This is a genomic window from Bacillus sp. B-jedd, from assembly GCF_000821085.1.
GTDB lineage: Bacteria > Bacillota > Bacilli > Bacillales > Cytobacillaceae > Bacillus_D.
The window spans coordinates 833,337-859,897 of the sequence record NZ_CCXR01000001.1 but is presented as its reverse complement, the minus strand read 5'-3'; the positions used below and the strand labels follow the sequence as shown (position 1 = coordinate 859,897).

Annotated in this window: 27 protein-coding genes and 1 riboswitch; of the genes, 8 read left to right on the top strand and 19 right to left on the bottom strand. The window is 46.6% G+C overall.

Annotation, left to right across the window (positions count from 1 at the left end; translation table 11 throughout):
* Nucleotides 1-114 precede the first annotated feature (114 nt).
* Nucleotides 115-1,671 carry an alpha-amylase family glycosyl hydrolase gene (locus tag BN1002_RS04355; protein WP_048823788.1) on the bottom strand — a complete coding sequence of 519 codons (1,557 nt, stop codon included), beginning with the start codon at nucleotides 1,669-1,671 and terminating at the stop codon, nucleotides 115-117.
* A 178-nt stretch (nucleotides 1,672-1,849) separates the two neighbouring features.
* Here BN1002_RS04355 and BN1002_RS04350 point away from each other — a divergent pair, with 178 nt between their 5' ends.
* Nucleotides 1,850-3,607 carry an alpha-glycosidase gene (locus tag BN1002_RS04350; protein ID WP_048823787.1) on the top strand — a complete coding sequence of 586 codons (1,758 nt, stop codon included), beginning with the start codon at nucleotides 1,850-1,852 and terminating at the stop codon, nucleotides 3,605-3,607.
* Between the two features lie 215 nt (nucleotides 3,608-3,822).
* Entirely contained in the window at nucleotides 3,823-4,389 is a 567-nt protein-coding gene (locus BN1002_RS04345) for a DUF2777 domain-containing protein (RefSeq protein WP_048823786.1), read from the top strand.
* Between the two features lie 27 nt (nucleotides 4,390-4,416).
* On the opposite strand, the gene BN1002_RS04340 is transcribed toward BN1002_RS04345, so the two are convergent.
* The 14 genes from BN1002_RS04340 to BN1002_RS04275 form a co-directional block, all read right to left on the bottom strand.
* Entirely contained in the window at nucleotides 4,417-4,770 is a 354-nt protein-coding gene (locus BN1002_RS04340; protein ID WP_048823784.1) for a YisL family protein, read from the bottom strand.
* Nucleotides 4,771-4,860: 90 nt separating this feature from the next.
* The gene (locus BN1002_RS04335; protein ID WP_048823782.1) at nucleotides 4,861-5,772 is read right to left on the bottom strand and encodes a fumarylacetoacetate hydrolase family protein; all 912 of its coding nucleotides are present in this window, start codon (nucleotides 5,770-5,772) and stop codon (nucleotides 4,861-4,863) included.
* A gap of 87 nt (nucleotides 5,773-5,859) precedes the next feature.
* Nucleotides 5,860-6,777 carry a type II secretion system F family protein gene (locus tag BN1002_RS04330; RefSeq protein ID WP_048823780.1) on the bottom strand — a complete coding sequence of 306 codons (918 nt, stop codon included), beginning with the start codon at nucleotides 6,775-6,777 and terminating at the stop codon, nucleotides 5,860-5,862.
* 3 nt (nucleotides 6,778-6,780) lie between these two features.
* Nucleotides 6,781-7,749 carry a type II secretion system F family protein gene (locus tag BN1002_RS04325; RefSeq protein ID WP_148362728.1) on the bottom strand — a complete coding sequence of 323 codons (969 nt, stop codon included), beginning with the start codon at nucleotides 7,747-7,749 and terminating at the stop codon, nucleotides 6,781-6,783.
* Complete coding sequence (locus BN1002_RS04320; RefSeq protein ID WP_082036128.1) at nucleotides 7,746-9,209, bottom strand: TadA family conjugal transfer-associated ATPase; 1,464 nt, start codon at nucleotides 9,207-9,209, stop codon at nucleotides 7,746-7,748. Before BN1002_RS04320 ends, BN1002_RS04325 begins: the two co-directional genes overlap by 4 nt.
* Nucleotides 9,206-10,045, bottom strand: a complete 840-nt coding sequence (locus tag BN1002_RS04315; RefSeq protein WP_048823778.1) for a CpaE/TadZ family protein — start codon at nucleotides 10,043-10,045, stop codon at nucleotides 9,206-9,208. Before BN1002_RS04315 ends, BN1002_RS04320 begins: the two co-directional genes overlap by 4 nt.
* A gap of 39 nt (nucleotides 10,046-10,084) precedes the next feature.
* Nucleotides 10,085-10,816: a Flp pilus assembly protein CpaB gene (gene cpaB, locus BN1002_RS04310; protein ID WP_048823777.1), complete on the bottom strand. Its 732-nt coding sequence runs from the start codon at nucleotides 10,814-10,816 to the stop codon at nucleotides 10,085-10,087.
* Nucleotides 10,817-10,824: 8 nt separating this feature from the next.
* Nucleotides 10,825-11,730, bottom strand: coding sequence for a pilus assembly protein TadG-related protein (locus BN1002_RS04305; protein WP_048823776.1), 906 nt, complete (start codon nucleotides 11,728-11,730; stop codon nucleotides 10,825-10,827).
* Nucleotides 11,731-11,744: 14 nt separating this feature from the next.
* The gene (locus tag BN1002_RS04300; protein ID WP_082036127.1) at nucleotides 11,745-12,128 is read right to left on the bottom strand and encodes a TadE/TadG family type IV pilus assembly protein; all 384 of its coding nucleotides are present in this window, start codon (nucleotides 12,126-12,128) and stop codon (nucleotides 11,745-11,747) included.
* Complete coding sequence (locus tag BN1002_RS04295) at nucleotides 12,125-12,640, bottom strand: A24 family peptidase (RefSeq protein WP_048827724.1); 516 nt, start codon at nucleotides 12,638-12,640, stop codon at nucleotides 12,125-12,127. The genes BN1002_RS04300 and BN1002_RS04295 overlap by 4 nt, the downstream gene beginning before the upstream one ends.
* 427 nt (nucleotides 12,641-13,067) lie before the next feature.
* Nucleotides 13,068-13,247: a Flp family type IVb pilin gene (locus BN1002_RS04290; RefSeq protein ID WP_048823774.1), complete on the bottom strand. Its 180-nt coding sequence runs from the start codon at nucleotides 13,245-13,247 to the stop codon at nucleotides 13,068-13,070.
* Between the two features lie 21 nt (nucleotides 13,248-13,268).
* On the bottom strand, nucleotides 13,269-13,601 hold the full coding sequence (locus BN1002_RS04285; RefSeq protein ID WP_231575085.1) for a DUF192 domain-containing protein: 333 nt from the start codon (nucleotides 13,599-13,601) through the stop codon (nucleotides 13,269-13,271).
* A gap of 96 nt (nucleotides 13,602-13,697) precedes the next feature.
* Nucleotides 13,698-13,784, bottom strand: a riboswitch (cyclic di-GMP riboswitch).
* A gap of 118 nt (nucleotides 13,785-13,902) precedes the next feature.
* Nucleotides 13,903-14,406 carry a DNA topology modulation protein gene (locus BN1002_RS04280; protein ID WP_048823771.1) on the bottom strand — a complete coding sequence of 168 codons (504 nt, stop codon included), beginning with the start codon at nucleotides 14,404-14,406 and terminating at the stop codon, nucleotides 13,903-13,905.
* The gene (locus BN1002_RS04275; RefSeq protein ID WP_048823770.1) at nucleotides 14,403-15,590 is read right to left on the bottom strand and encodes a DUF418 domain-containing protein; all 1,188 of its coding nucleotides are present in this window, start codon (nucleotides 15,588-15,590) and stop codon (nucleotides 14,403-14,405) included. The genes BN1002_RS04280 and BN1002_RS04275 overlap by 4 nt, the downstream gene beginning before the upstream one ends.
* A 185-nt stretch (nucleotides 15,591-15,775) precedes the next feature.
* Between BN1002_RS04275 and BN1002_RS04270 the strand changes: the two genes are divergently transcribed.
* Genes BN1002_RS04270 through BN1002_RS04245 form a run of 6 tightly spaced genes read left to right on the top strand, consistent with a single transcriptional unit; the run spans nucleotide 15,776 to nucleotide 17,694 of the window.
* Nucleotides 15,776-15,997, top strand: a complete 222-nt coding sequence (locus tag BN1002_RS04270) for a spore germination protein (RefSeq protein WP_048823769.1) — start codon at nucleotides 15,776-15,778, stop codon at nucleotides 15,995-15,997.
* Between the two features lie 14 nt (nucleotides 15,998-16,011).
* The gene (locus BN1002_RS04265) at nucleotides 16,012-16,245 is read left to right on the top strand and encodes a spore germination protein GerPB (RefSeq protein ID WP_048823768.1); all 234 of its coding nucleotides are present in this window, start codon (nucleotides 16,012-16,014) and stop codon (nucleotides 16,243-16,245) included.
* A gap of 40 nt (nucleotides 16,246-16,285) precedes the next feature.
* Nucleotides 16,286-16,882, top strand: a complete 597-nt coding sequence (gerPC, locus tag BN1002_RS04260; protein ID WP_048823767.1) for a spore germination protein GerPC — start codon at nucleotides 16,286-16,288, stop codon at nucleotides 16,880-16,882.
* The gene (locus tag BN1002_RS04255; protein WP_048823766.1) at nucleotides 16,879-17,058 is read left to right on the top strand and encodes a hypothetical protein; all 180 of its coding nucleotides are present in this window, start codon (nucleotides 16,879-16,881) and stop codon (nucleotides 17,056-17,058) included. Before gerPC ends, BN1002_RS04255 begins: the two co-directional genes overlap by 4 nt.
* A gap of 2 nt (nucleotides 17,059-17,060) precedes the next feature.
* The gene (locus BN1002_RS04250) at nucleotides 17,061-17,429 is read left to right on the top strand and encodes a spore germination protein GerPE (protein WP_048823765.1); all 369 of its coding nucleotides are present in this window, start codon (nucleotides 17,061-17,063) and stop codon (nucleotides 17,427-17,429) included.
* Between the two features lie 46 nt (nucleotides 17,430-17,475).
* The gene (locus BN1002_RS04245) at nucleotides 17,476-17,694 is read left to right on the top strand and encodes a spore germination protein (protein ID WP_048823764.1); all 219 of its coding nucleotides are present in this window, start codon (nucleotides 17,476-17,478) and stop codon (nucleotides 17,692-17,694) included.
* A 109-nt stretch (nucleotides 17,695-17,803) separates the two neighbouring features.
* On the opposite strand, the gene addA is transcribed toward BN1002_RS04245, so the two are convergent.
* The 4 genes from addA to BN1002_RS04225 form a co-directional block, all read right to left on the bottom strand.
* Nucleotides 17,804-21,571 (bottom strand): helicase-exonuclease AddAB subunit AddA, encoded by a 3,768-nt coding sequence (addA, locus tag BN1002_RS04240; protein ID WP_048823763.1) that lies wholly within the window; start codon nucleotides 21,569-21,571, stop codon nucleotides 17,804-17,806.
* On the bottom strand, nucleotides 21,564-25,061 hold the full coding sequence (gene addB, locus BN1002_RS04235; RefSeq protein ID WP_048823762.1) for a helicase-exonuclease AddAB subunit AddB: 3,498 nt from the start codon (nucleotides 25,059-25,061) through the stop codon (nucleotides 21,564-21,566). The genes addA and addB overlap by 8 nt, the downstream gene beginning before the upstream one ends.
* A 130-nt stretch (nucleotides 25,062-25,191) precedes the next feature.
* A complete protein-coding gene (gene lepB, locus BN1002_RS04230) occupies nucleotides 25,192-25,743 on the bottom strand; it encodes a signal peptidase I (RefSeq protein WP_269429781.1) in 552 nt (183 codons plus the stop codon).
* A 24-nt stretch (nucleotides 25,744-25,767) separates the two neighbouring features.
* The gene (locus BN1002_RS04225) at nucleotides 25,768-26,373 is read right to left on the bottom strand and encodes a TVP38/TMEM64 family protein (protein ID WP_048823761.1); all 606 of its coding nucleotides are present in this window, start codon (nucleotides 26,371-26,373) and stop codon (nucleotides 25,768-25,770) included.
* Nucleotides 26,374-26,561: the final 188 nt, after the last annotated feature.

The following is a 26,561-nucleotide window of genomic DNA, read 5'->3' as shown; positions in this document are numbered from 1 at the left end:
GTTGTAAATGAGCTATATAGGTGAAATTAAGATTTGATTTGAATTGGAACCGGGTGGTTTGATTGCCACTCTTGGCATTTCGATTTTGCAATATTTCATTTTTGGCTGCATTTCTTATTCATTTTTCAGGTTATCTTCCAGCCTTCTCTTTTTGCCGCGTCTGGCGAGGTATATGAAGAACCAAATAAAGAAAATCCAAATAGCAGCAATCGTGAAAATGAATGGATAGTTCAGCCCCAGCTTTTTCGCCAGCACATAAATCTCGCTTTCATCCCTGTCCAGGATGAGAGTGAATCCATCTTTATCGCCGACTGATTTTTCGTCTATCAACAGCCCACGCAATTCCTTCCCATCAGGATCCACCTGTTCAGGGGTTAGCCGGACCGTCTGAGTTTTTGTCGTGTTATTGATGGCGATAACGGCTGTTTCATTTTCATATTCGCGTTTGAAAACAGTCATGCCGCCTTTGTCGTAAAGCAGTTCCATCGTTCCACTAGTCAAGGAAGGGAGTGATTGGCGAAGTTCGCTCAGCTTAGCCATGTGGTCAATGATTTCTTTATCTGTGCGGAAATTCATTAGCCGCATATTGTCCGGCTGGCCGACTCCATCGACTGCTATTTCGGTCCCATAAAAAACAATCGGGATGCCCGGCGAAGTATACAGGGCATTGAGCGCCTGCTTCCACTGGCTGACGGGATATTGTTTGGCTTCTAGCATCTTTCTCGTAAACCGGTCCATCTCGGGCCCGTCATAGAAAATCCCCATCTCAAACGGATTTTCAACGTCTGCTTCTGTTTTTTTCCATTTTTCAAAAAGCGCCGCTGTTCCCTTATTTATCTGCGCGAAGGAAGATTGCAATTCCCCGCTCAGGCCATAATTGTAAAATCCACTGAAACCGGCTTCCTTATATTCATCCATCAATTCCTGACCATTGGAGCCCAGATCGGCAATTAAATAAAACCCCTCTTTTTCAGCTCTTGCAGCAGCGGTGAATTCTCGCCAGAAATCGGCAGGCACGTCCTCCGCCGAGCTAAGCCGGTAACCGTCAATACCTGTTTCCTTAATCCAAAACTTTGCGGCATCCAGCAGGTATGCGCGCACTTCTGGATTTTCATGATTCAAATCAGGAAGCCCGTCCACCCAGCCGTTCAGCTGTTCAGCCCTTGTCGTGGACTCGCTCACATCCGATTTTTCATGGAACCAACTGCTCCCTTTTTCCAAAAACAATTTGCTGTCAGGGCCTGTGCTGTTGGCCGGAAAGTCAACCAGAACCTTCAACCCGGATTCATGTGCTTTCTGGACGAGTTTTTTAAACTGCTTTATTGTCCCGTAATGCTCTTCGGTTTTGAGAAAATCATTCACCCAATATCCATGGTATCCCCCATCCACATTATCGAAAATCGGCGATAGCATAATCGCGGTGAACCCCATGCTCTTAATATGTTCCATCCGGTCGATGATTCCCTGGAAATCACCGCCATTGAAGGCCTCCGGGTCTTTCGCATCGACATTTTTATCATTTTTTAAGTCCCCGTTATTAAAACGGTCGACCATCAGAAAGTAAATGGTTTCATCCTGCCATTTCCGTTCATCCTTGTCGATTGCGTGCGCCTGCAGGCCGCCGAACAGGAGAAACGGGATCAGGAAAATTGCTGCCAGCTTGGCTTTCATGCCATAATCCCCCTATATGGCAGGCATATCCCCGCCATTTATTTGCAAAAAAAGCTTTATTTCCACATAATATTGTACCACATGTTACGTTGTACCAACGACTATGTCGAATGGTTTGATTTCCTGGCAAACGGTTAATATTCCATAATGCAAGTTATTGTTGAAGGGAGCTGCCTCTGTGCAATTAGAAGCCATATACCATCGTCCGCTCGATCAATTTGCCTACATGTCCAATGATCATGAACTCCATATCCGGCTGAGGGTTAAAAAGGGGGATGCATCCTCTGTTTTCCTGCTACATGGTGACCCTTATGAAATAGAGAAAGGCAAGTGGAGCCACGCGCAAACTGAAATGAAGAAATCAGGCACTGACCCCCTTTTTGATTACTGGTTTATTTCAGTTTCACCTTCATTCCGGAGAATCCGTTATGGCTTTAACATCAGTAACGAAAGTGAAAATATCATTTATGGGGAAAAGGGGTTTGCCAGTGAAGCCCCTTTTGACATCGGTTTTTATTTCTGTATCCCTTACATGCATCCATCCAGCCTTTTCAAGGCGCCCGAATGGGTAAAAGACACCGTTTGGTATCAAATTTTCCCAGATCGATTCGCGAATGGGAATAAAGGAAATGATCCCGATGGAGTTCTGGAATGGGGAAGTGCCGAGCCGGAACTTGATAATTATTTCGGTGGAGATCTCCAGGGAATCATCGACCATCTTGATTATATTAAGGAATTGGGTTTCACGGGAATCTATTTAACTCCTATTTTCAGGGCCCCCTCTAACCATAAATACGATACGGTAGATTATTTTGAAATAGATCCGGCGTTTGGGACCAAGGAAACGTTAAAAGAGCTGGTAAATGCCTGCCACCGTCATGGAATCCGCGTTATGCTAGATGCGGTTTTCAATCATGCAGGTTTTTACTTCCCACCATTTCAGGATGTCCTTGAAAAAGGAGAAAAATCGAGGTATAAGGACTGGTTCCATATTAGGGAATTCCCAGCCGTGACAGAGCCGATGGCCAATTATGACACATTCGGGTTTTATCCACATATGCCAAAATTCAATACCGAGAATCCTGAGGTAGCCGATTATTTGCTTAAGGTTGGACGCTACTGGCTGGAGGAATTCGATATCGATGGCTGGAGGCTGGACGTTGCAAATGAGGTCAGTCCCTCCTTTTGGCGGAGATTCCATTCTGAACTCAAGGCGATAAAGCCGGATTTATATATTCTCGGCGAAATCTGGCATGACTCCATGCCATGGCTGCGCGGCGACCAGTTCGATGCCGTCATGAACTACCTGTTCACTTCGAATGTACTGGAGCTTTTTGCAAAAGAAACCATTACTCCAAAGCAATTTTCCGAAGAAATGACGAAAGTGCATCACATGTACCCAGAACCTGTAACCCGTGTCGCATTCAACCTTGTTGGCAGCCATGACACGCCTAGAATCCTGACTGAGTGCGGAGGCAGCCTTGACAAACTGAAACAAATCTTTACCTTATTGCTCACCTATACGGGAACTCCATGCATTTATTATGGAGATGAAATCGGAATGGATGGAGAAATGGACCCTGGCTCAAGAAAATGCATGGACTGGGATCTGGCCGAGCAGGAACCTGAATTGGCACGCTTTACAAAAACGCTGATTTCATTAAGACGGACATACCCGGTACTCGCAAATGAAGGGGATTTATCGTTCATTTCCGATGAGGAAAACGGAACTTGCCTCGCCTATAAAAGATCCGACAGCAACACTACCATTCTTATCATCCTAAACACTTCAGATAAAACGGCCAAGTATACTCTGCCAGCCTGGATGCGGAAGAAAGAGGCCATTGATTTATTCCGCGATAAAGAGGATAAAAGAGTGACAGATTCCATATTGACGCTTGAGGGATATGGAATCTCTGTGTTGCAAATTAAATAATTTGTTCTGTTTTGGCCAGTCCTGCTGCAGGGCTGGCCTTTCTAGTTTTTTAAAATGGACGCCAGGCCTGAAACTGGACAGTATCAGATTTTCCTCCCTAAGAATAATTTATTACAAGGTGTTCTTCTATTTATTTTTCATTGTAAAATCAACGGTTATATTTTCCCGTGTTTATGTCTACAAAGGAGATAGCACCATTCACGGAGGTAAAAGTGATGAATCGACAGCAGCGTGAAAAACTGTATCAAATACAGGAAAGGGCCTATACTGAAGGCTCTGTTGAGAATATGAACGACCAGTGGGTCTTTTTTGAAGAGGAAACAGAAGAGGCCTCATTAATGGATGAGTATCTTTTACAGGAAGTAGAAATCTTCCGGCTGAACCGCTGGAAAAGAGGGACATTGATTGAGCCCGGCAAAATATCCAGCGGGGAAGAGATAATAGTGATGCGTGATTCTGACAGGATAAGAGTTCGAAAGCATCTGATCTACTCGCTCGAGCGTCTCCTTGAGAGGCTTCATGGCGATGCGTTTATTCAATTCGTCACCACTTTGAATTCCCTCCGCTTTTCAATTTACGATTGTCTTTATTGTTATAACCATCTGAATTTCCTGAATGGAGATTACCCGAAGAACGGAGTCAATTTTATGATTTTTGACAATCAGGAGGAAATCTGCGGCGTTCAGCACCATTTTTGCTATTTTGAAAAAGAGAGTGACCGATTCGAATTTACGCTCAATACAGGAAAAAGGCTTGTCATTGAAAAACTTGCATCGCCATAAAGTAAAAAGCCGCCTATTGGCAGCTTTTTAAAACCAGTCTATGCCCAGTGGCAGGCTGAAGCCGAGAAGCAGCGCAAGCACAAATGCGATTGCAAGCTGAATCCATAGGACGTTTTCCGGCTCCCTTTTCCCCGTCTTCATGAGCAGGAATTCCATGATTGCGATTACCCAGAGGCCGACAGCAGCCTTCAGGATATAAAGCAGGCTGATATTAACCTGGAATAACATTGTAAATCCTGTAATTAATATAAACAGATAAAACACCCGCAGAATCATATGGGTGATTTTAGCCCCTTTTTCATTCCCGCCTTTATAAAGGCTCCTTACAACAAAAAAGAGAATTATGGCCAATAGCCAGCTAGTAATATGGGCGTGTGGCATTCCCCTGCCTCCTTTGTCTTATTCGCTAATATCATAACATAGCAAATTGGAAAATCCTAAATTTAAGGTAGCAAAAGTGGAAATTCAAGCCTATTTCGCAATAGTATTTTTAAGGGAACCAATTTTCTCAATTTCTATTTCGATTACATCTCCCGGCCTTAGAAACTTTGGTGGTTTAAAGCCTTTTCCGACTCCCGCTGGGGTCCCTGTGGCAATAATATCACCTGGTTCAAGCGTCAACCCCCTTGAGATATCTTCGATCATTTGCTCTATCGAAAAAATAAAGTGCCTCGTATTGGAATCCTGCCTTGTTTCATTGTTCACCCGCGTGCTTACGTTAAGATTTCCCGCATTTCCGACTTCATCCGCCGTCACAATCCACGGTCCCATCGGACAGGTGCCGTCCAGGCTTTTGCCAAGAAAAAACTGCCTATGCCGCTTCTGGAGGTCCCGAGCTGTAATATCATTCAAGATTGTATAACCGAATACATACTCAAGGGCGTCTTCTTTTTTAATCTTGGCTCCTTTTTTTCCGATCACGATGGCCAGTTCCCCTTCATAGTCCAGCTGATCAGTCAGTTCCGTATGAGCTGGTATTTCCGCATCAGGACCAATGACTGCAGTTGGCGGCTTGGTAAAGACCATGATGTGTTCGGGAATATCTTCCGGCCCTCCCATTTCGATTGCATGGTCGGCATAATTTTTTCCTACGCAGAAGATGTTTTTTTGAGGCCTTGGAATGGGCGCGACCAGCTCGGCTTCGTCCAGTGGAATCCATAAATCCAAGCCTGTTTTATCTGTTTCCGCCCAGCGGGCAAGTTCCCCAATTCGATTCAGGACGTCAGGACCGGCGTTGATAATATCCAGTACGGTAACAGGAAAATCGGCCACTGATACGGGAGCAGCGGCAGCAGCTTTCTTTAAGGGCAAAACGGACTGCATGGAGGTGTCGACATAAGCTGAAATCATTTCATCTTTGTAATTGATGGTCGCAAGTTTCATAACTACATAGGCTCCTTCATTAGCGATTTTCTTAAGTATACAGAAAAAGCCCTTCCCGGTTAAAGGGAAGAGCATTAAATGAATAGATTAAAATCCCTTCATGAATTGAATCACGACCGGTCCGAGCAGGACAATGAAGAGACTTGGAAAAATAAACAGGACGAGCGGAAACAGCATTTTAATTGGTGCCTTCATCGCTGCTTCCTCAGCTCGCTGTTTTCGCTGTTCACGCACTTCCACTGATTGGGCGCGGAGCACCTGAACCATACCGATGCCAAGCTTTTCCGCCTGAAGGATGCTGCTGATGAAGTTTTTTACCGCATCCACCCCTTCAAGCCTGTCCCTTACGCCGCCTAAAGCTTCCCTCCGGATTTTACCTAACCGCATTTCTTCCAAAGCCCGTTGGAACTCGTCGGCAAGCACACCTTCCTTTTTGGAAACAAGCTTGTTCACAGCCGCATCAAACCCGAGCCCCGCCTCAAGGCTGACGGTCAGGAGGTCGAGGGTGTCAGGCAATTCCTTCAGGGCCATTTTTTCGCGGGCCTTTGTTTTTTGTTTCAAATAAAAATTCGGCATAATTGCGCCGAATGCCAAGCCGGCAAAAACAGCGAAGAAGATGAACGATGAGCCAAGCCTCAGCAATGCGGCATATCCCGCGAAAATGACTGGGATGATGATGGCCGCAGCTGATTGAAACAGACGGAATTCAACCGGCCCCATGCCGAAAGGATTCCCGGCCCGCTGGAGTTTTATCTCAAGCTTCGCCTCTTTCTCACCCGGCATCCTTTTTTTGAAACTTTTTTTGAAATCATTTAGGATAGGTTTGAAAAAGCGCTGATAAAAAGAAGGCTGTTCTTCCTTTTCTTTACCTGGGGCCGGCTTTTCCTGCCCACCGGTAATATAGACAGCAACACGTTTTTCCATCGCCGATTTTTTATTCGTCTTTCCGGTCATTAAACTATATATCAACAGCGTAATTGTCAGGAAAAATGTAAGATACAGCAACTATTACACCTCAATCTGCGTTATTTTCCTAATGAAAATAAAGCCAATAACGCTTGAAATGACGCCCGCTCCTACCATCCCCAATCCTACCGGATGTGTAAACAAGGAAGAAATGAATTCCGGCTGGATAAAAAAGAGGGCTATGCCAAGGAAAAACGGGAGCAGGGCAATGACCATGCCTGACATACGCCCCTGGGCGGTCAGAGTCTTAATCTGGCGCTGAATTCTCGTGCGATCCCGGATAGTTTCAACAATTTTTTCAAGGACCGTCGCCAAATTTCCGCCAACCTGCCGCTGGATGAGGATTGCCTGAATCATTAAATCCAGGTCGTCACTTGGCATTCGTTCCTTTAATTCATTCAAGGCTTCTTCAATGCTGCTTCCATATTGCATGGATTTGATGACCGACTCGATTTCTTCCTTTATGGGGGAACCCGATTCCTCGGCTACTGATTTCAGCGCCTGCGGAAAACTGAATCCAGCCCTTAGGGAGCCGATGATGGTAGAAATCATATCCGCAAGCCCTTCATTAAACTTTTCAACGCGCTCTTTTTCTTTCTTTTTCAAAATGAACCCTGGCAACAAGTAACCGAGGATAGCCCCTGGCACTGCCCATAACCAGTGGGTAAACAACAGGACCATCAAAATGCCGAAAAACCCAGTCGCAATCCATTGGAAAGTGACATATTCATCAGGTTTGAGCGGCACTCCTGACCTCGCCAACATCGTTTCCAGCTTGTTGTTCTTCTTTTTTGTAACAAGCTTTTTCGTGAGGGTCTTACGGGCCGCCGCATAGCGAGCGAATAAATCAACATCCTTTTCGGTCATTTCTATATTTTCAGGAGCGGCGAGATATCGTTCCATTCTTTGTTCAATCTTTCGGGTCCGGGAAAAGATGCTTTTAAACAGCCCCCAGAATAATAAATAGGAAGTAAAAAGAATTAGGGCAAGAAGGAGCAGTTTCACGATCATCCCTCCCTTTCAATGAATACACTCGGAGGAATATGAATACCCGAATTCTCAAGCCGTTCATAAAATTTCGGCCTGACTCCCGTCGGTACTAATCTTCCAATATATTTACCCGCATCATTGAGGCCCATCTGTTCATACACGAATATATCCTGGAGGACAATGACGTCCCCTTCCATTCCCTGGACTTCGGTAATATTTGTTATCTTTCTTGACCCGTCCTTAAGCCTTGATTGCTGGATAATCAGATCCAGCGCTCCGGAAATCTGTTCCCGGATTGCTTTGATCGGAAGCTCAACCCCGCCAAGGAGGACCATTGTTTCAAGCCTGGAAATCATATCCCTCGGTGAGTTCGAGTGGCCGGTAGCCAGAGAACCGTCATGGCCGGTATTCATCGCTTGCAGCATGTCCAGTGCTTCGGCTCCGCGGACCTCTCCGATGACAACACGGTCTGGGCGCATCCGGAGCGAATTTCTTACCAGGTCCCGAATTGTTATCGCGCCTTTTCCTTCAATATTCGGCGGCCTGGATTCCAATGAGACAACATGGTCCTGTCCGAGCTGCAGCTCAGCGGCATCCTCAATCGTAACGATCCGCTCGTCATTCGGGATAAAATTAGAGAGTACGTTCAAGGTTGTCGTCTTACCCGATCCCGTTCCTCCGCTGACAAAAATATTCAACCTAGCTTTTACACAGGCATCAAGAAAGACGGCCATTTCCTTTGTGATGGTCCCGAAATTAATGAGATCCTCTATTTGGAAAGGATCTTTTGAAAACTTTCGGATTGTAATCGTCGGCCCGTTGAGCGCGAGTGGCGGAATGATCGCATTCACCCTTGATCCGTCGGGCAGGCGCGCATCGACCATCGGTGAACTTTCATCGATCCTTCTGCCGATGGGGGCGACTATTTTCTCAATCACATTCATGACATGCTCATTGTCGCGAAATTTGATGTCCGTCAAAATCAGCTTCCCTTTTCGCTCGCAATAGACCTGATTCGGCCCGTTAACCATGACTTCTGAAACTTCTTCGTCAAGAAGGAGCGGATTGATCGGACCAAACCCAGTTAAATCATTAATCAATTCCTCCACGACTAATTTCCTGTCAACAAGCCCGCGGAACGAATCGTCGTCTTTTATTGCTTCCATGGCCATTCCATCAAGCTTCGGGATGATAGCATCAACTTCTTCATCCTTCAATTCATTCAGGATCCGTTTATGCAGGACACTTTTCAGCTCCTGCTGTTTATCGGACTGCTTCTTGCGGATTGGTTGGATAGTTTGCTCTTTGGGTAATTCAATTGGCTTTTGGGGTTCTGTTTTTTCCATCCGGGGTTTAATCGTTGATTCAGCCTCCGGGGATTTAGGGTTTTCCTCAACCGGAGCCTGAACAAGTCCCTGCTTTTGCGGGAGGGAGACTCCAGCTGGTTGGTTTTTTTGATTGATGCGATCCAGCAGCTTCATTTAACAGCTCCCCCTTTTTTTCTTCCCCACGGCAGCAAGGAAAAAGATTTCCCCTTCTTTTTAACAGATGACGTTCCCGGTTTGTTTGAAGCGATCATTTCGGCCATTTTGAAAACTGATTTAGCTATCTCTGATTTGGAGCGGCTAGCCACGAATGGAGTACCCATGTTCAAAGACTTGGAACATATTTGAAAGTCATTTGGAATAAAGATCGGCGTTTCTTCTCCAAGAATTTTCGCCCCATCCTCTGCCTTAATGACACTTTCCATATTCGCCCGGTTCAAGACAACTCTTACTTTATCGCGCAAGCCAAGGATTCCCAGAGTCTCAAGTAACAATTTCGTATTTTTCATCGCAGCCATTTCAAGGGTGGCTATGACCAAAATTTCATCCGCCATTTCAATCAAATTAAGCGTGTGCTCATTCAGGCCGGCTCCTGTGTCACAGACGACAAAATCATTTCTCGCCAACAGGAAATCAACCATCTTTGACACGGCTTCCTTAGTAAGCAGGTCGGCAAATTCCGGCCGGTCCGGTGCCGGCAAAACCCTTACGCCGCTTGGATGGCTGCTCATATATTCTTCCAGCCTGTATTCATCAAGTGATTGTATGCCTTCCATGGCCTCCTTGATGGTGAATGTATGCTGAAGGTCCATGGCAAGGGAAACATCCCCGAATTGAAAATCCCCGTCCAGGATGGCAACAGAGTTGTTTCGTTTGGATAAGGAGACAGCTAGATTGACTGAAAGGATCGTGCGGCCAATACCGCCCTTGGCACTGCAAACGGCTATCATCCGGCCACGGGTTTCCGGAGAGTTTTTTTCTGAAGTTGTCATATTCCATCTACCCTCCCACTTAAGATCATTTCTAATCAATTAGCCTTCGTTTTCATTATCCAATGGGCTTCCGTCATCATTCATCTCAGGCCTTGTATGAAGGATAAAGTGAATGCTTCCTTCCATTGTAGAATGAATGAGTTTAGAGGCATCCTGCGGAGTCAATTCAAGAGTGACAGTTGTGTACTCCTCCGTCTGTTCCCCTTCTTTCTTTTCATCCTCTGGAAGAGCGATTTTTTTGCCAACTGCCAGCACTCTTGCATTTTCCAGAAGCATTTTCGTATCCACTTTCGGTTTATCCACTTTTGCTTCCTTGTCTTCCTTGGAATAAATCACATCGACTCTGTCTTCAGCTGCAATAAGATTGGATACGGATTGGGGTAGGTTCACCGAAACTGAGACCGCCCGATATCCTTCCCTTACTTTAAGGGAAACATAGATATTTTCTTCCTTTTGCGAAAGGAGGCGATGGGCGACAATTGGTTCGCCTTTTTCAATTTTAGCCCCAGCAAGCTTCCCTTCCGCTTCTGAAGCTGTTTTTAACGGTTGCCAAGTGACACTTTCCTTAGGAACTTTCACGACCTCAAGTTTCTCAGCTGTGATTTTCTCATTTTTATTGATGACGTCTTTTGCCATCAATACCTCTTCCATCGGAACCGACGCTCCGGAAGCAGTTTCTTTTTTGTCATATTTGGACATGTATTGGAAAAATAACGCTGTGGTAATCAGACCCATTACAAGGGACATCAGTATGATTGTCTTTGAACGCATTCTTTCACCTACTCTGTTAACCGGATGACATAGGCTCCCTTATCCGGGCTTCCTTCTTGATAAAAACCCGTACCCGCCCTTTGTATGAACATGCCGGTTATGGATGTGTCGTTGTTGCTCATTGGCTGTGTAATATAAAAATAGGCAAAGCCGATAACTTTCACGTTCTTCAGCTGATTGGAAGTTTTGTTGTATTCTTCATATACAGGAATAAGAATAATCCTCGAACAATTCCTGTCACCAATGTTTTCAGGCAGATAGGTACATCCCTTTACCAATTCATTGACAACGGAGATCGTTTTACCGGCAATATTTCCTGTTTCAGTGCTCAGGATATCCCCTACCTTAATCTCTTCCTGATATCCGAACTTGAGATTTTCTTCATAGGTTCTGGCCCCTGATCCGCCCAAAGCGAGCACGCCGAAGTTTCCGCTCGAAACCCCGGTTGAATCTGTTTTCAGCTTGTATTCCTTATAGTATTCAAGCGGAATGCTTTGATCAATCCCAAGCGGGGCCGCGCCCATCGCTCTTCCCATTGGGGCGATGGAGGCCGCGGCAGCCGCTTTTACATCCACAAATTCATAACCCAACAGCCCGGCAAATGACAGTGGCATTCTTTTTGAAAGCGCCACGTGAACTTTTTTCCCCTCTAGGATGGCCAGGTTTTCAAAAGAATCCGATTCTTTATGGGCGGCTAAAATATCGTTAACGACTTTCGTTACCTTTTCTCCTGAATTCGTTAGCTCCTGGGCCCCGGACAATGCTGCTGCATTCGCTACTTTTTGGAGCTTGCTTTTGGTCATATAAAGCATGCTGCCATCAATTGCGAGGCCCGCTATGCATAGCAGGGCGACCATGGCAAGAGCCACAAGCACAATCGCACTTCCTTTTTCATCCCGGTGGATTTTTCTCATGCCTGCATCCCTCCTTATTCAACACGGATTGTGGAATCAGTTTCGGCATATAACGGGGATGGAAAGAGGTTTGATAATATTGGAGTATATAATTTTAATGGGTATTTCAGCTTCACTGTCACATAATCGCCTGATTTTCTGGACGATCCGGGAGGGCTTATCTCAACTATCAGCTTGCTTGAATCTCCCAAGTGCACATAGTTTTTGGCAAAAGCCGTAATCTCGGCATCCGTCTTCCCCAAGCCGCCTTTCCTGACCGTTTCCTGAGCTGCCATTTGCAAATGGGCATAGGAATACGTAACACGGCCGAAATCGAGAATCCCTACAATTAGCAAAAGTAATAGCGGCAAAACAAGCGCCGTTTCCACTAAAGACTGGCCGCGCTCGTCTTTTCTCATAGCAGCATACCCGTCCGAAAAACCTGGATGACCGCTCCTGCCGCGATGGCGACACCGTATGGGTAGGTCGCTTTCATTGATTCTTTGTCTATGATGAAGGGAGTTTTTAATCCGTGGAACCTTCCTAATAAAGAAAAAGTCATATTTTTCAAAAGCAGCTTTGGACTTTTTCTAAAGGCGATAATGAACAGGGCAAATACCCCGCCAGCCAAGGCCATATAAATTGCTGTAAGGCCGACAAACTTTGCGCCCATTAGCGCGCCGATGACAGCTAGCAATTTTACGTCCCCTGCGCCCATTCCTCCCATTAGATATGGAATCAGCAATATCACCAAACCTACCACCGTTCCGATGACGGCGGAAACTAGTCCCACCCAACCTCCGGCTATTCCGTTTACAACGAAGGCGAGCACAAGGAACGGGAAAAGTACTTTATTGTATATTTTGCGTTCCCTAATATCTGTGATCGTACAGATGAGCAGCAGAAGGAAAAGCATTATTATATTTATCATGATCATGGCTACCCTCTTTCCAGCCGATGTTGTTGATTTAAAAAAAGCCCCACGTTTCATCCAAACGCAAGGCCTCTGTCTTTCTACAATAAAAACACTGGGGTGAAAATTTCACACTGAATCTATAATTTACACAGAATAGGGGGTATTCGGTAAATTGCTATCAGATTAGCTAATACTTCTCGAACAAAACTACCTACGTTTGAGGAACTAAATAATAGCACTATTCGATTAGAAGATCTGGTTGATTGTAGCAGAAGGCACGAAGACTCCTGCGGGATGCAGCGGCAAGGTGGAGACCCCACAGGCGCATAGGCGCCGAGGAGGCTCCACTGGCGCCCCGCGGAAAGCGAAGTGCCTGGAGCGGAAATCAACCTTTACATTCAACTTTGAGAGAGGATCAATCGTTTAACTTGTTAAAGATAATTTATGGTGTAGTAGTACCTGTTAATTCTTTGACAACATCTTGATACATTTTAACGATTTGTGTTTTAAAAGTTGCCAGTATTGCAACTACCCCAATCGCGATAACTCCCAATACCAAACCGTACTCAGTCATACCTTGTCCTTGTTCTTCTGTTAACAATGCTTTCATTTTTTCAGTCATGTTTAATTGCTCCTTTAAAATTTATTTGATTGATAAACAATGTCCCACTTTCATGTCCGTATTCCTGATGGTTCCTGCCGGGAGCTCCAGTACCGAAGCGGCTTCACGGCGGATCTTTCCAATCTGTGAGGGCATGAAATTTTCATCAATGCCGACGATTTCGTCTTTTCCGTCCAAGTACACAACATCGATCGGATAGTTCATAAAGAATGAATGGATGGATTGGCAGGGCTGTATGAGCAGGCCGTGTCCTGCGGGCAGATTTTTTGTGAACATCAGGCCCTTCAGCCTTTTCAAAAAGCTGTCAGCTCTGGCGACTGAATCTGCAATTTCCGTCCCGTTCGACAGATTCACGACCTTCAACCTTTGTCACCTCCTGAAATATAAAAATGACCCTGCCTTTACCGAAAGCGGGGTCATGGAATACACACCTATGATGGGCCCTGATCTTTCGGTAACTGGCTGGCATAGCGCTTAAGCGCCTTAGCCCCTGTAGCTTTGCGTCACTGATTTTCATCAGCTTTGCCTTTATCGAGATACAGCGCACATATTGTCGACTGTTCTCTTACACACATCATAGGTTTTTTATGGGGGTATGAATATAGGCTTTTATTCTCATTTTAAAGATTTCAATATAGTACTTTATAACTATTTTTTATATTTTTTCGCTTAAAAACGTTTTAACTGACGAAGGATGGGGAAATATTAAAATTTCTTTGTCACAAAATTTTCGTAATTTCTCCAGCACAAGGGGTGCTTTCTTCCTGTTGTATCCCGCCACCCATTTAACAAATTCCCAATCGAGCCTCTCTGGGCATTCTTCCCCCATATCAGGCCTCGTTTTGCCGTGATATTGGAGCCTCCTCTTCACTATTCCGTAAAGGCAGCGGATTGTTGAATAATGAAGAAAGATGATAGTATCTGCTTGCTCAAGCCGAAGATCCATCGTCCCTCCGTAATTTCCATCAATGATCCATTCATCTTCAGCCATCATCTCTTTCTGCATCTGAATGAATTCTTCCCGTTCGGTTGAAACCCAGCCCGGTTTCCAAAAAAGCGAATCGAGATGATAGACCTTTATACCAAGCTTTTTCCCGAGTTGCTGTGCAAGAGTGCTTTTCCCCGCTCCCCCGCACCCGATAATCATAATTCTTTTCAAGCCGGCTCCCCCTTTCGCATTCTTTGGAACTTCATATACGTGATGCTCCTCCAAATCCATTCAACAGGCCCAAAATGAAACCTTTTCAGCCAGAACCGGCTAATGGCAGCCTGAGCAATATAAATAGCCACGGCTAAACCAGTTCCCGTAACGATCGAAATACTGCCATAAAGCCCGGCTCCATAACCGTAAAAAATAAATGTTGAAACAATCGACTGCAGCAAATAGTTTGTCATCGCCATCCGGCCGACGCTTGCGAAAACTCCAGCCCTGCCCGCATGATTATGGACGGCCAATGCAGTGAGGCTTCCATAGACGGACGCAAGCAACGGGCCGCCGAAAAAGTCCTGAAGGAATTCGGCGCTGTATCCTTCCCATCCGTAATACGGGAGAAGTTTTATAAGTAAACCGGCTCCAAACGCTATGATTGAAAAAAGAATGAGCTTTTTCTGATGTTTTTTTACCTCTGTCAGCCATTTTAATTTTGCTAGGCCAGCCCCTATCAGAAATAGCGGCAGGATCGAGAGTACAAGGATCGGAATTGTGCCTTTGTTATTAGACTCCTTCCATTCCCATATCCTCATTTCGGTAATTTCCGCAAAAGTGCCGCTGCTGTAGACCTGCAGGGCGTTTTTAGCTTCATCTTCGCTAAATATAACCGAACTTGCATTCATCCCGGAAAAGTCAGCCGCCGTTAACAATAACCCAAGAAAGAGGTTAGGAATAATATACATGAGCAATCCGGTTGCCAAGAGGGCTTTTCCGCTGAGCCTTAAAAAGAATAACGCCAGAAAGCCAATCACCGCATATGTTATTAAAATATCCCCTGGCCAAATCAGGAAGGCATGGACGATTCCGATACATAAAAGAAAAAAAAGTCTTCTTATCACGACCGGATAAAAGTTTTTGCCTTTGGCCTTGGAACGTTCTTTCATCAGCATAAGACCGTATCCGAAAAGCATCGAAAACAATGGATAAAAGCTGGCTTGGGCAAAAATATCTATGAAAATATAAAAATATCTGTCTATCCCATGATTCCAATATTCCAAAGGATTTATGAGCATGTAGGGAGAATGGAAAGACAGCATGTTGACAAGATAAATTCCCAATATCGCGATGCCTCTCATCGCATCCAGCGAGATAATTCTCGCCGTTCCTCCAGTCGGCGCCAAGCCATTGCCCATAACATTCACCTAACTTTCTTAAATTAGACTAGTTATCTATTCGCATCTCTATTGGTACAAATTGTTATTATATAGGAATTTTTAGCCATCTGCATCATTTAGCCCAAAATTTTTCGGGGAAATGGCTCACATTCAATTTTTGCTAACATACGATAAAAGAAGAATAAGACTAAAGGGTGTCGTCCATGCCAGCGATTGTAGGTGCTGTCCAGGTCATATCATTAGGAAGCAGCGCTGTTTTCAATATTGGGGATGTATACAGCTTATCACCTATTTCCAGTGCGAAAACATTTTCAGGAGCGGGTTCCTTCAATACTGGGGAGGCCATTCATAACCTTAACCATATTAGCTCGACAAATGTCTACGATACAGACGGAATCGACCAGCCAATAGCATTTAATGTGTAGAGAGGTGTGCTGCGGTGAATTATTATATTCAGCAGACAATTCAAATTAATTTCATTAAAATCGGTGGTATTTCGAATTCCTCTGTCTTTCAAATTGGCAGTGCCGGAATCATTAAACCCGCAGCGTATCTTTTCAATACTGGAGGATTTACAGGCCCGGCGCCGTTAGCTCAGAAACCCTTCAGTTTACCTGCTCCGGAAGAGGGCGAAAAACTTCCATTGTCTGAAACCCCGGCAGTTCCTTTGTGAATGTTCCATATTTATAGGGCTGGCAAGAGAGGTGCACGCCATGGATTTCTATCAAATCATACAGTGGATGCAAGGGCAACTCCAATTGTGCAACCAGCGGATCGAAGCACTCGAAAACCAGCTCCGCTGTGCGGAAGAGGAGATTGAAAAACTAAAAGAGAAGCCCTCCATCCAGGTTGGGACAATTCAATATAAATTCGACCAATTGAAGGTAGAGACCCTTGAAGGAACCTTAAACATAGGCCTGAATCCACAGGATGTCCAGGGGATCGAAGACTTTGCAATCCAAAATGGCCAGCCAGGCACCCCGATGCCGCCTATGGAGATGATGCAGCGATCCTTGAAAATGGAGGAGGCTGTCAATGAATATTTAGAGTCCGGCCTGCCGGCTTTTATTTCCGAGGCGGGCGGAAGAATCGGCCTGAAGCAGCCCGAAACCTATACTTCCTTCATTACAAATGACATAAAAAAACAGCTTCCCAGCAGGATCGAAGCTCATTTAAAGTCAATTAATCCCAGTGAGGCCGACGAAACAGCAATGGAAAAGGCGGCCGACGCACTTAAAAAGGAAATTGAAAATGGCGTTCTCGCCTTTTTCAATAATCTGCCAGGAACGATGAAAGGAGATCCGAAGTGAATTTACACATTTATAACAGAGAACTGGCGGTAGGAAGCATTCGGATCATGGCTGTTGCAAGCTCCTCCATGCTGCTCGTGGGCGACAGCCAAACCATCCAGCTAGGCTCCACCTTCGATACTCCCCCCGAATCATTGATTATCGGGCCGTTTGTACCATTGCGGGCCGGTGCTTAACCTTGTTGCAGCGAATCTCAGTTGTTGACAAAATCATTATTAAATCTGTCCTCTTTTCCTCCACCATTGAAATAGGCGATGTTGGAAGGATTTATGGAAATTCCCGGGCCCTTGCTGTGCAACGGGAAGCGGAAATTTTTTTTGATGAGGAAGGGGATTTCAGCCAATATAAAGTTTTTTCCGAACCTATTTTCCTCCCTCCCATAGAGGAGAACATCAACATTTTCCCTCATCAGCTTGATCCTGTCATCCGGGTAGGAACGATTGAAGTAACCGGTCTTTCCGCCGCCTCCATCGTGCAGGTCGGCAGCACCCCGGCGATTGCAATGGAATCACGCATCATGCACATTAGACAGCTGGAGGAGCGCTGATTTTAGTAGGTGATTTTACTTTTGCAAAAGAAAGGCGTGTTTTTCAATGCCGGCACTGATTGGACCGGTTCATATTCAAAATCTAAGCGGCGGAATCGCTCATTTTGGTGATTCCCTGAATGTTTCCCCAAAAAGCACATCAAAGACATTCAATGGGGCGGGCGGTTCCAATACAGGTTTGTTCATTGCTACAGGAAGTGCGGTCAGCGGGACGAATGTCCTTGATACTAAACTGCTTGACCAGCCTATGACGGGCAACAAATGATAAATCAAAAACGGGCAACTACGCCAATAAAAGAAAAGACATGAACCAGAGCTTTCGCCCGTTCATGTCTTTTTCCTGTATTTTTGTTTTTCTGAATTTCACTTATCTATTACTTATCCCGTTCCAGCTTCAATATATGGGCGCCATCAAAGAAAAATAAATATCGATCATCGACGCGCCGCCTCCAGATTTTCTCGAGCGCTCTCGTATACAAGTCAATCTGGAGCCTGTAGCGTTCCTCCAATATTGGCGCCGCACCTTCAAAGCCGCTGTAAAAACGCCCGGTAATCTGGTCGGATTTAAAATCGATCATGACAAGACCGTCCTGATCCTCGAAAAGGCAGTCAATTATCCCCTGGATGAAGATTTGTTCATTTTCATCCTTCCAGTCCGGGTACACTTCTTTTGAGGAAATGGATGCGGTGAAAGGCACTTCCCTTTGGACCTTTTTTGCAGAGAGAAGCCTGCGCCCGAGTTCCGACTCAAAAAAGCTGACAATCAGCTTTGGTTCTACAGCCTCCATTTGTTCCTCTGTCAAAAGTTCGGCATCAACCATTTGGCGGGCCAGCAAACGAATGGAATCATCTGTAACCGGCCCGGTAAGATCGACATGCTGCATGACCGCATGGAGCGCTGTTCCCCTTTCTGCCGGGCTGAGCGCTTTCTCCTGCATGAATCTTGGCCTGTCCAGGATGGCCTTCCTCGTTTTCTTTACAAGATCAGTGCCACTTTCTTCATCGACCAATTCGCGGTTCCGTTTCATGTCGGAAACAGTCTGCTTCGCCCTATGGGTCGCAGCATCCCGATAATGGTACTCCCAGTTCAGCCTTTCAAGAATTTCTGCTTCCCGCTCCGAAGTCTCAGGCACCGGCAGCATGTCCTGTACATATTCAAGCAGGCTGTCGCCGGCGGTTTCTGCGGTTTCGGTACCTCTTATATCTTCCGCCTGAAGCATGGTGACCTTCCAATGGGAGCCATCACTGAATATTTCAGCGGGAATATTGGCACCCTCAGTCCCCCTTCTCATGATGCTCCCATCTTGATGGCGGACAAGGGCAGGGGCAATCCAGTCAAAATAACCTAACGCAGCCGCGCGATCCGCATCTTCCAGCAGCCAGTCACGGTGGCCAGGTAGATCCTCCCATTGGCTTAGCTTCTTTTCCGCGTCCTTCAAGGTTGCCAGCATATAAAGTTTTTCCTTGGCGCGGGTCATAGCTACATACAGGACGCGCATTTCTTCGGCGAGCATTTCCATCCTTTTCTTCCTCTTGAAAGCAAGCTGCGGAAGGGAAGGATAAGTGATTCTTTTTTCCGGATTGATATATTTTGCCGCGAAGCCGAATTCCTTATCGAGCATATATGGCTTCCGTATATCCATCAGGTTGAAATTCCTTGCCAACCCCGCGATGAAAACAACAGGGAATTCAAGCCCCTTGCTTGAGTGGATCGTCATGATGCGGACAACATCCTCCTGTTCACCAAGCGCCCTTGCGGCTCCAAGGTCGTCGCCCCGCTCTGTCATCCTTTCAATGAAACGGAGGAAGCGGAACAGGCCCCTAAAGGAGGTTTCCTCATACTGCCTGCCCCTGTCATAAAGGGCGCGTAGATTGGCCTGGCGCTGCTTTCCGCCTGGCAGTCCGCCAGCAAAATCATAAAATCCGGTATCGCGGTATAGCTGCCAAATGAGTTCAGAAAGGGATCCCTGTCTTGCGAGGGAACGCCATTCTTCCAACTGTTCGCTGAACCGGCAGATTTTTTCATGGAGCTCTTCCCGCTCCGGCGGCGCAGTTTTTTTGCAAAAGGCGATGACGCTGTCCCAGAACGCACCTTTTTTATCCTGGATTTTGATAAAGGCCAGTTCTTCCTCATCAAGCCCCAAAAGCGGTGACCTGAGGACAGCGGCCAGCGGGACATCCTGATATGGGTTGTCGATGACCCGAAGGAGCGACATCATGATCGTGACTTCGGTTGCCTGGAAATAGCCTGTTGAAAGGTCGGCATAGATTGGCAGGCCCTGCTGCTTGAATTCTTCCATAATTTGCGGTGCCCAGGTCATGGACCGAAGCAGAATTACAATATCCCGGTAACGGACGGGCCGTGATGTTTTTGTTTTGGCCTCGTATACCGGTTTCCCGGCTGATATCATCTCTTTTATCCTGGCAGCAATGGTCCGAGCCTCAAGCTGGGACTGTTCCAGCTCTTCGGCATCTAGCACATCGCTCTCGGCTTCCGCCTCGGCGGCATCATCCGCTTCGGCGTTTGTCCCCTGATCAATGATAAGGAGCTCGACCGGGAATTCCTCGGCGGGATAGTCCGCCCCCGGCTTCAGTTCAGCATCCTCACTGTATTCAATTTCGCCCACTTTTACTCCCATGATTTGCCGGAATAAATAGTTGGTCGCATCAAGGACTTCTTTTCTGCTTCTGAAGTTTTTGGCCAAGTCGATCCTTAGCCCTTCTTCTGGATCATCTTTTGAAAACCGGTTGTACTTTCCAAGAAAAAGGTTCGGTTCAGCCAGCCGGAATCGGTATATCGACTGCTTTACATCGCCTACCATAAACAGATTGCCGTACTCGCCGAAGCCGCCGGAAACTAGCCCCAGAATCGTTTCCTGGACCATATTCGTGTCCTGGTATTCGTCGACAAGCACTTCGCGGAATTGATCCCGGTACGACAAAGCCGCGGCGGACGGAGTCAATGTCCCCGTTTCCTCTTCAGACTGTACAAGAATGTCTAAGCAATAATGTTCAAGGTCGGAAAAGTCAACTATTCCCCTTTCCCTTTTGGCCGCTTCGAACCTGACTGCAAATTTCCGGACAAGCCCTGTCAATGTTTCAATGACCGGTTTCATTTCTTCCATATCGCGCAGGAAGCTTTCCGGCTTCCTTGAAAACAATTCGGAGGCGAGGCCATTGACGATCTTTTTCGCCTTATCACGAAGCTTGGCGGCTTTTTTCTTCAATTCCTCATCGCATTGGCCCTTCCGGATGGCCGCTGCATTCACGAATTTTATATTTTGCATGGCCGCGTATAAAGTTTCCCATGAGTTCCTCGCTGCCAAAAGGCCATCAAGCAAGTTATGGTCGCTTGTCAAAGCCTCCGCATACGCAGCCGGCCCGTCGGGAAGCATGGCTGTTGCGAGCGCTTTTTCAATGAACTGCCTAGCGCTTTTCAACTGCAATTCCACATCGAAACGGAGAGCGCCGATAAATGGCAGGTCATCTATTTTCGAAATTCCTGCTGTATCGTACATCGCTACAATCCCATCGAGGTATTTGCCGGGATTCGGATTCGATCTGGCAAAATCATATAAAGCCATTGTTATTTCCTGAAGGGCTTCATCGGTCCTGTCGGAGGTAAACGTGTCAACAAGGCGGAAGAATGGTTCATTTCCCTTTGTCCCGTATTCCTCTTCCATTAGCGTGTCCATGACCTCATCCCTTAAAAGCTGGGCCTCCGTTTGATCGGCAATCCGGAAACCAGGGTCAACATCAATTAGATAGTAGTATTTCCTGACAACATCCAGGCAAAATGAATGCAGGGTTGAGATGGATGCTTTATTCAACAGGCTCAGCTGCCTGCGCAAATGGCGCGAATCAGGATCTTCATTTATCGCTTTTTCGAGCGCCTCGCCGATACGGTTCCGCATTTCCGCTGCCGATGCGTTTGTAAATGTTACAACGAGAAGCTGATCCACATCGACCGGTTCATCGGCCGAGAGGATTTTCTGGATGATCCGTTCGACGAGGACGGCCGTTTTTCCTGATCCGGCGGCCGCGGCTACAAGAATATCCGTTTCCTTCGCCATAATGGCTTTCCACTGGTCACTCGTCCATTTAAGCCCTTTTGGCATCTGCGGAATCTGTATTTTATTCATGTTCCCGGACCTCCTTCCTGATCAGCTCGAGCGCTTCCTTATCATTTTGCGGGGCGAGCCTCCGATATTTGCTGCCATCAATGGATTCGTCGAATTGGCAAACTGGCTTGAACGAACAAAAAGTACAAGGGTTTTTATCTTTTAGCCTGTAAGGGTCAATTCCGACTTCCCCGCTGATAATCGCATTTCCGGTATCTTCGTACACTTTACGCACAAATTTCCTCAGGTCTTCAATTTCTTCGGCGGATGCCGTTTTCGAAGCCTTTGTCAGCGAGCCATCCTTCTTGAAGCCGGCGGAAATGATTTGCGACTCCCCGCTTTCCAGGCTCCTGTCCATCAGCTTGATAACATCCTCATCCTCGAGGACTAGTCCGCTCATTTTGAACTTCTTCAGGATTTCCTGTTCAATTTCCTCTTCGGACAGCCGTTTTACTGTATTGATCATCGGGTTATGGACATGGAAATAAAACACACCAGCTGGATCAGCCTGTTTTTCAACAAGGACGGAGGAATTGGAAATCGCAATATCGAGATAAGTCAATACTTGGAGGGCGATTCCGTAATAAACCTCTGTCAGGTTCAGCCCTTTGCTGCTCGACTTGTAATCGATCACCCGCAAATAAAGCTCGCCGTTTTTCCCTTCCCCGCTGTCAATCCGGTCGATTCTTCCAGCTAGTTCCATCCTCGCACCATTTTTCAGCCTGAAGGACAGCGGCGGCAGCTCCCCGCCCCTCCCGAAGCCAACCTCGAGGCCGACTGGTTCAAAATCGCTTAGTTTCGAATGTTCACTGAGTACGATGGATGCTCTCGTTATGATTTGTTCAAGCTTTCGTTTAATGTAATGGTGCCTGTCCGAGCTGAGAAGAACTTCATTCTGAAGCCGTGGTGCAATGGCTTCAACCGCCTGCCTGGCGAGATTTTCACATTCCTTCCGGGACAAACGCGCCCAGGAAATGTTTTGCTCATTCACTGTATCAGCAATATATTTTAGCGCCGCATGGAATAGTTCGCCAATGTCAGGCGCCTCGAGCTTATAGATTTGGCGGTCGCGCAATTTCAGGCCGTGCTGGATATAATGCGAGAACGGACAACTGTTGAACAGTTCCATCCGTGAAACGCTGCCTTGAATATCCTCGCCATATAGTTCTTCGGCGATTTCTTCAGGCAGTTTCACTGTCCTGTTTGTATAGAAAAGGCTGGAAAGGACCATCCCCGCTTTGCCCCTTAACTCAGGGTTCCCTGCGAAATAATTGTACACATCCCACCAGAAGGAATAAATTGGATAGTTCCTCTGCTTTTGCTGGAGCTGCGAGGTCAGGAATGACAGCGCAGTTCCTTTATTGCTGACAAAAGAAATCTGGCCCTCCTCGTTCGAATCGGCCGGGTCGGCCGAGGCGCCCGCCTCCCTGCCGTCCGGGAACAAGTCTTTCATTCTTTTAATATAGGAGGATGGAATGAGCGATTTCCCTTCGGTATTGGCGAGCGGGTAACTGACATAAAGCGCATCGGCCGGCGTCACGAATGCCTTATAGGCAATAAAATCCTCATCAAGCAGCCTCTCCGTGCTGCCAGGCGCAATTTTCAGCCCAGCTGCCGAAAGAAGCGCTCTTTCTGCATCTCCAAGAATGCCATCCTCGCCAATCTTTGCCGGAAGGACTCCTTCGTTCAGGCCGACGACAAACGCAACTTTAATTTCAGCAAGCCGGGACTTGTCGAGGTTCGCGACCATCACTTGGTCAATCGCCGGCGGTACAAGTGAAAACTCGAGTGACTCCAGCCCCGCGTCCAGGATGGATGCGAATTGCTTTGGAGTCGCTTCCTCCTCGCCAAGCAATTCGACATACTGATCAAGCAGGTCGATAACCGCATTCCACACTTGGCTATGCTCCCGGCCTTTAATAAGGTTTCCTTCTTCTTCTGCTTCAGCTTTCAATGCTTCCAGCTTTGCGGGGATATCCAGTTCCTCAAGGAAAAGGTAAAGAGCCTCACACATTTTCTTTCCGGATTGAGCCTTTTTCAGCCGTCTCGACAATCTCATTAATGGCGTGGAAATAATCAGCCGGAGCTCGTTCAATTCCTGTTCCATCCTGATTTCCTCATCTGTCTGGACTCGGGATATGAATTCCAATCCGCGTACCCGCCTGTATTTCCAGCGCTCTTTTCCTGTCCATTTCCGCCCCTGGATTCCATGGGACAGCACATAATTTTCAAGTTTGTCCATCTGCCTCCTCATCCTTGCGGCATTGCCGGCAGGAGGAAACAGGAGCTCGGTTTTCACGGCGCGGAAAACAGGTTCATAGCGCCAATTCCCGTTCACCGTTTCAAGGGAAGACCGGATTAATTCAACTAGGGGGTGGTTCAGCATCGTTCTCTTCTGATCTATAAAGTACGGAATCTCATAATCATAAAAAACGGGTTCAATAATCTCGTGGTACTCCTGGCCATTGCGGATCAGCAGGGCAATATCCCTATACCTGTATCCCTTCTCCCTTGCCAGCCTTCTGATTTCCCTGGCAATTCCTTCAACCTCGGCCCGCCGGTTGGCAGCCTCAATAAGAGTTACGGCTGCTTCCCCCTCATATGGCCTGGCAGGCCTAGAATCGAAATACGCTTCCATGTGCCTGAGCGATTCATTCGTCCAGCGCCTCTGGCCCCGAAGGACGTGCGGTTCTTCCATTTCAATTTTTTCGTTTCTCGCCAGATCGAATAGGTTCTTGCACGTTTCGCCGGACATCCTGAACAGATGGAGCTCATCCGGAGCCATATCCGGGCATGGCTTATCAAGGGTGAGGGTAATCGTCACCCTTCTGCATACTTTCAAAAGCTCGCTAATGACCCTGTATTCCTGCGGGGAAAAGCTGTAAAAGCCATCAATGAAAATCTCAGCATCCTTGAGGTAAGCTGAATCGGCAATTTTTTCGGCGAGAAGCTGAAAATAATCCCCCGAGTTGATATATTTGCCAGCCACCGCTTCTTCGTAATGTTTATAAATGATTTCGAGATCATGCATCTTATCAGCGAGCGATTTGTCCACCCTTCCGCCTCCGCTGAGATTGCCACTGCTTTCGGCAAGTGTTTCCGGTTCGATGCAATATCTTTTGAATTCAGTCAGCATTTGTTCAACCTGATTGATAAATCCGTTTTTATCGGCCGCACGCTTGAATATGCGCAGCTCATCTTTTTTCTCATCGATAATTTTTCTGATCAGCATATTTAATCCGGCTTCACTGAGATGATACCGGCTTGCTCCGCCAGTTTCCTGAAGAATCCGCCAGCCAAGGCGCGAAAAGCTGTACACCTGGGCCCGGATCATTCCGCCGATTGATTCATCCGTGGCTAATCGGTATTCCGACAGAAACGTCATTTGTTCTGGTACGAGATAAATAATCGCCGGTCCTTCAGGGCTGTCAATCAGCCTGCTTTTGATTTCTTCGATGCAAGTAAGCGTTTTGCCGCTTCCGGCCCTTCCAATCAGCATTCTTAACGACATTCGGATACCCTCCGTCCTTTTACAGCATATGAATTATTTTACCACAAAAAGGGCACAAATGTTTGGCTTTGAGTTTGACACTCTTTGGAAATACAAATACAAAAAACCCCGATTTGGTTCATCAGGGTTCTTAAGGCGATATGGCTACATCTTTTATTGGCCAGTAAAGGAGATTCACTTTTCCGACGACCTCTTTTGCAGGGATGAAGCCGAAATGCCGGCTGTCCCAGCTTTCAAGCCGATTGTCTCCCATGACGAACAGCATCCCGTCCGGTACCATCATTTCCCCTGTCAGCTCTTCCAGGGTGAATGTCCCTGTCAGGGGGACGCCCGGCGTTTTCTGCCTGTACATATCAAGATAGGGCTCCTCAAACTCCTTGCCATTTATAAACAAGCGGTCATCCCTGTATTCGATTTGATCTCCAGGAAGCCCGATAATTCTTTTGACATAATCCTCTTTTTTATTCGCATGGAAAACGACGACATCGAATCTGTGCAAATTGCCTATGTGATAGCCAATCTTGTTGACGACAAGCTTGTTCCCATCCTTCAATGTCGGCATCATCGATTCTCCTTCGACCACATAATTGGCGAAAAAGAACGAGCGGATCAGGATAAAAATAATGATTCCGAGCATGAAGGCCTTTGTCCATTCAAAAGCTTCTTTTTTCCAACCTTGCAAACGTACCGCCCCCGGACAAATTCATTAGCGTTTTTCTGTTGCAATCGTCAATCTCCGTTCGATTTGTTTGCCGGCAAGCCATAGGAAAAAGATGAGCACTATTACGCCCAGCGTCCTGATCGGCTGAGTAAAAAGCGATCTGAGGTCATAGCCGATAAAGCTGATGGTAAAAATCATTACCATCTTACCCGCTAGGACAGCGAGCATATACTGCTTAATGCTGACCTTGGACAAGCCCGCGACAATATTGACAACCGCTGATGGTGTAAACGGGAAGCACAGCATGAGAAACAACGGCCCAAATCCATGGCGCTCTACCCAATTCATTAGCCTGCGGACCGCGGGATGCTTTTGCAGGAACGACAGGAAACGCCTTTGGCCATAGCGTCTGAAAATAGTAAAAACCAGCATGGCACCAATACAGGCACCGAGCCAGGAATATAGAAAGCCGAGCCAGAGGCCGAATGCGCTCGCATTTGCCATCACAAAAATAAACAGCGGCAAAAACGGCAGGAAAGCTTCAAGCATCGGAAGAATAATCCCCGGTATAGGCCCGAATGACCTGTACTCCCGAATGAGGTCCATAATATTGTCAAGTGTAAACAGTGATTTCAGAAATTCGGCATCCATATGGAACTCCTTATTGCAACTTCTTTTTTTATATCCTTTTTGGGGCGATTTTAATCTTAAGGAAGCAAAATAACATCATTCTGTAATAAAGGTACAAAGAGCGCAAGCGCCTTGGTCAGCCCCGACCAGCATAAGACGGAGCCCGGAGGACGGGCCTGCCCTCCGGAGGGATATGGCTTATGACCTCG

Bases quoted from the DNA above. Each gene is read 5' to 3' on its own strand.
- BN1002_RS04355 (WP_048823788.1), bottom strand. From the start codon at position 1,671: ATGAAAGCCAAGCTGGCAGCAATTTTCCTGATCCCGTTTCTCCTGTTC.
- BN1002_RS04345 (WP_048823786.1), top strand. From the start codon at position 3,823: ATGAATCGACAGCAGCGTGAAAAACTGTATCAAATACAGGAAAGGGCC.
- BN1002_RS04340 (WP_048823784.1), bottom strand. From the start codon at position 4,770: ATGCCACACGCCCATATTACTAGCTGGCTATTGGCCATAATTCTCTTT.
- BN1002_RS04335 (WP_048823782.1), bottom strand. From the start codon at position 5,772: ATGAAACTTGCGACCATCAATTACAAAGATGAAATGATTTCAGCTTAT.
- BN1002_RS04325 (WP_148362728.1), bottom strand. From the start codon at position 7,749: ATGATCGTGAAACTGCTCCTTCTTGCCCTAATTCTTTTTACTTCCTAT.
- BN1002_RS04320 (WP_082036128.1), bottom strand. From the start codon at position 9,209: ATGAAGCTGCTGGATCGCATCAATCAAAAAAACCAACCAGCTGGAGTC.
- BN1002_RS04315 (WP_048823778.1), bottom strand. From the start codon at position 10,045: ATGACAACTTCAGAAAAAAACTCTCCGGAAACCCGTGGCCGGATGATA.
- cpaB (WP_048823777.1), bottom strand. From the start codon at position 10,816: ATGCGTTCAAAGACAATCATACTGATGTCCCTTGTAATGGGTCTGATT.
- BN1002_RS04305 (WP_048823776.1), bottom strand. From the start codon at position 11,730: ATGAGAAAAATCCACCGGGATGAAAAAGGAAGTGCGATTGTGCTTGTG.
- BN1002_RS04300 (WP_082036127.1), bottom strand. From the start codon at position 12,128: ATGAGAAAAGACGAGCGCGGCCAGTCTTTAGTGGAAACGGCGCTTGTT.
- BN1002_RS04295 (WP_048827724.1), bottom strand. From the start codon at position 12,640: ATGATAAATATAATAATGCTTTTCCTTCTGCTGCTCATCTGTACGATC.
- BN1002_RS04290 (WP_048823774.1), bottom strand. From the start codon at position 13,247: ATGACTGAAAAAATGAAAGCATTGTTAACAGAAGAACAAGGACAAGGT.
- BN1002_RS04275 (WP_048823770.1), bottom strand. From the start codon at position 15,590: ATGGGCAATGGCTTGGCGCCGACTGGAGGAACGGCGAGAATTATCTCG.
- BN1002_RS04270 (WP_048823769.1), top strand. From the start codon at position 15,776: ATGCCAGCGATTGTAGGTGCTGTCCAGGTCATATCATTAGGAAGCAGC.
- gerPC (WP_048823767.1), top strand. From the start codon at position 16,286: ATGGATTTCTATCAAATCATACAGTGGATGCAAGGGCAACTCCAATTG.
- BN1002_RS04245 (WP_048823764.1), top strand. From the start codon at position 17,476: ATGCCGGCACTGATTGGACCGGTTCATATTCAAAATCTAAGCGGCGGA.
- addA (WP_048823763.1), bottom strand. From the start codon at position 21,571: ATGAATAAAATACAGATTCCGCAGATGCCAAAAGGGCTTAAATGGACG.
- addB (WP_048823762.1), bottom strand. From the start codon at position 25,061: ATGTCGTTAAGAATGCTGATTGGAAGGGCCGGAAGCGGCAAAACGCTT.
- BN1002_RS04225 (WP_048823761.1), bottom strand. From the start codon at position 26,373: ATGGATGCCGAATTTCTGAAATCACTGTTTACACTTGACAATATTATG.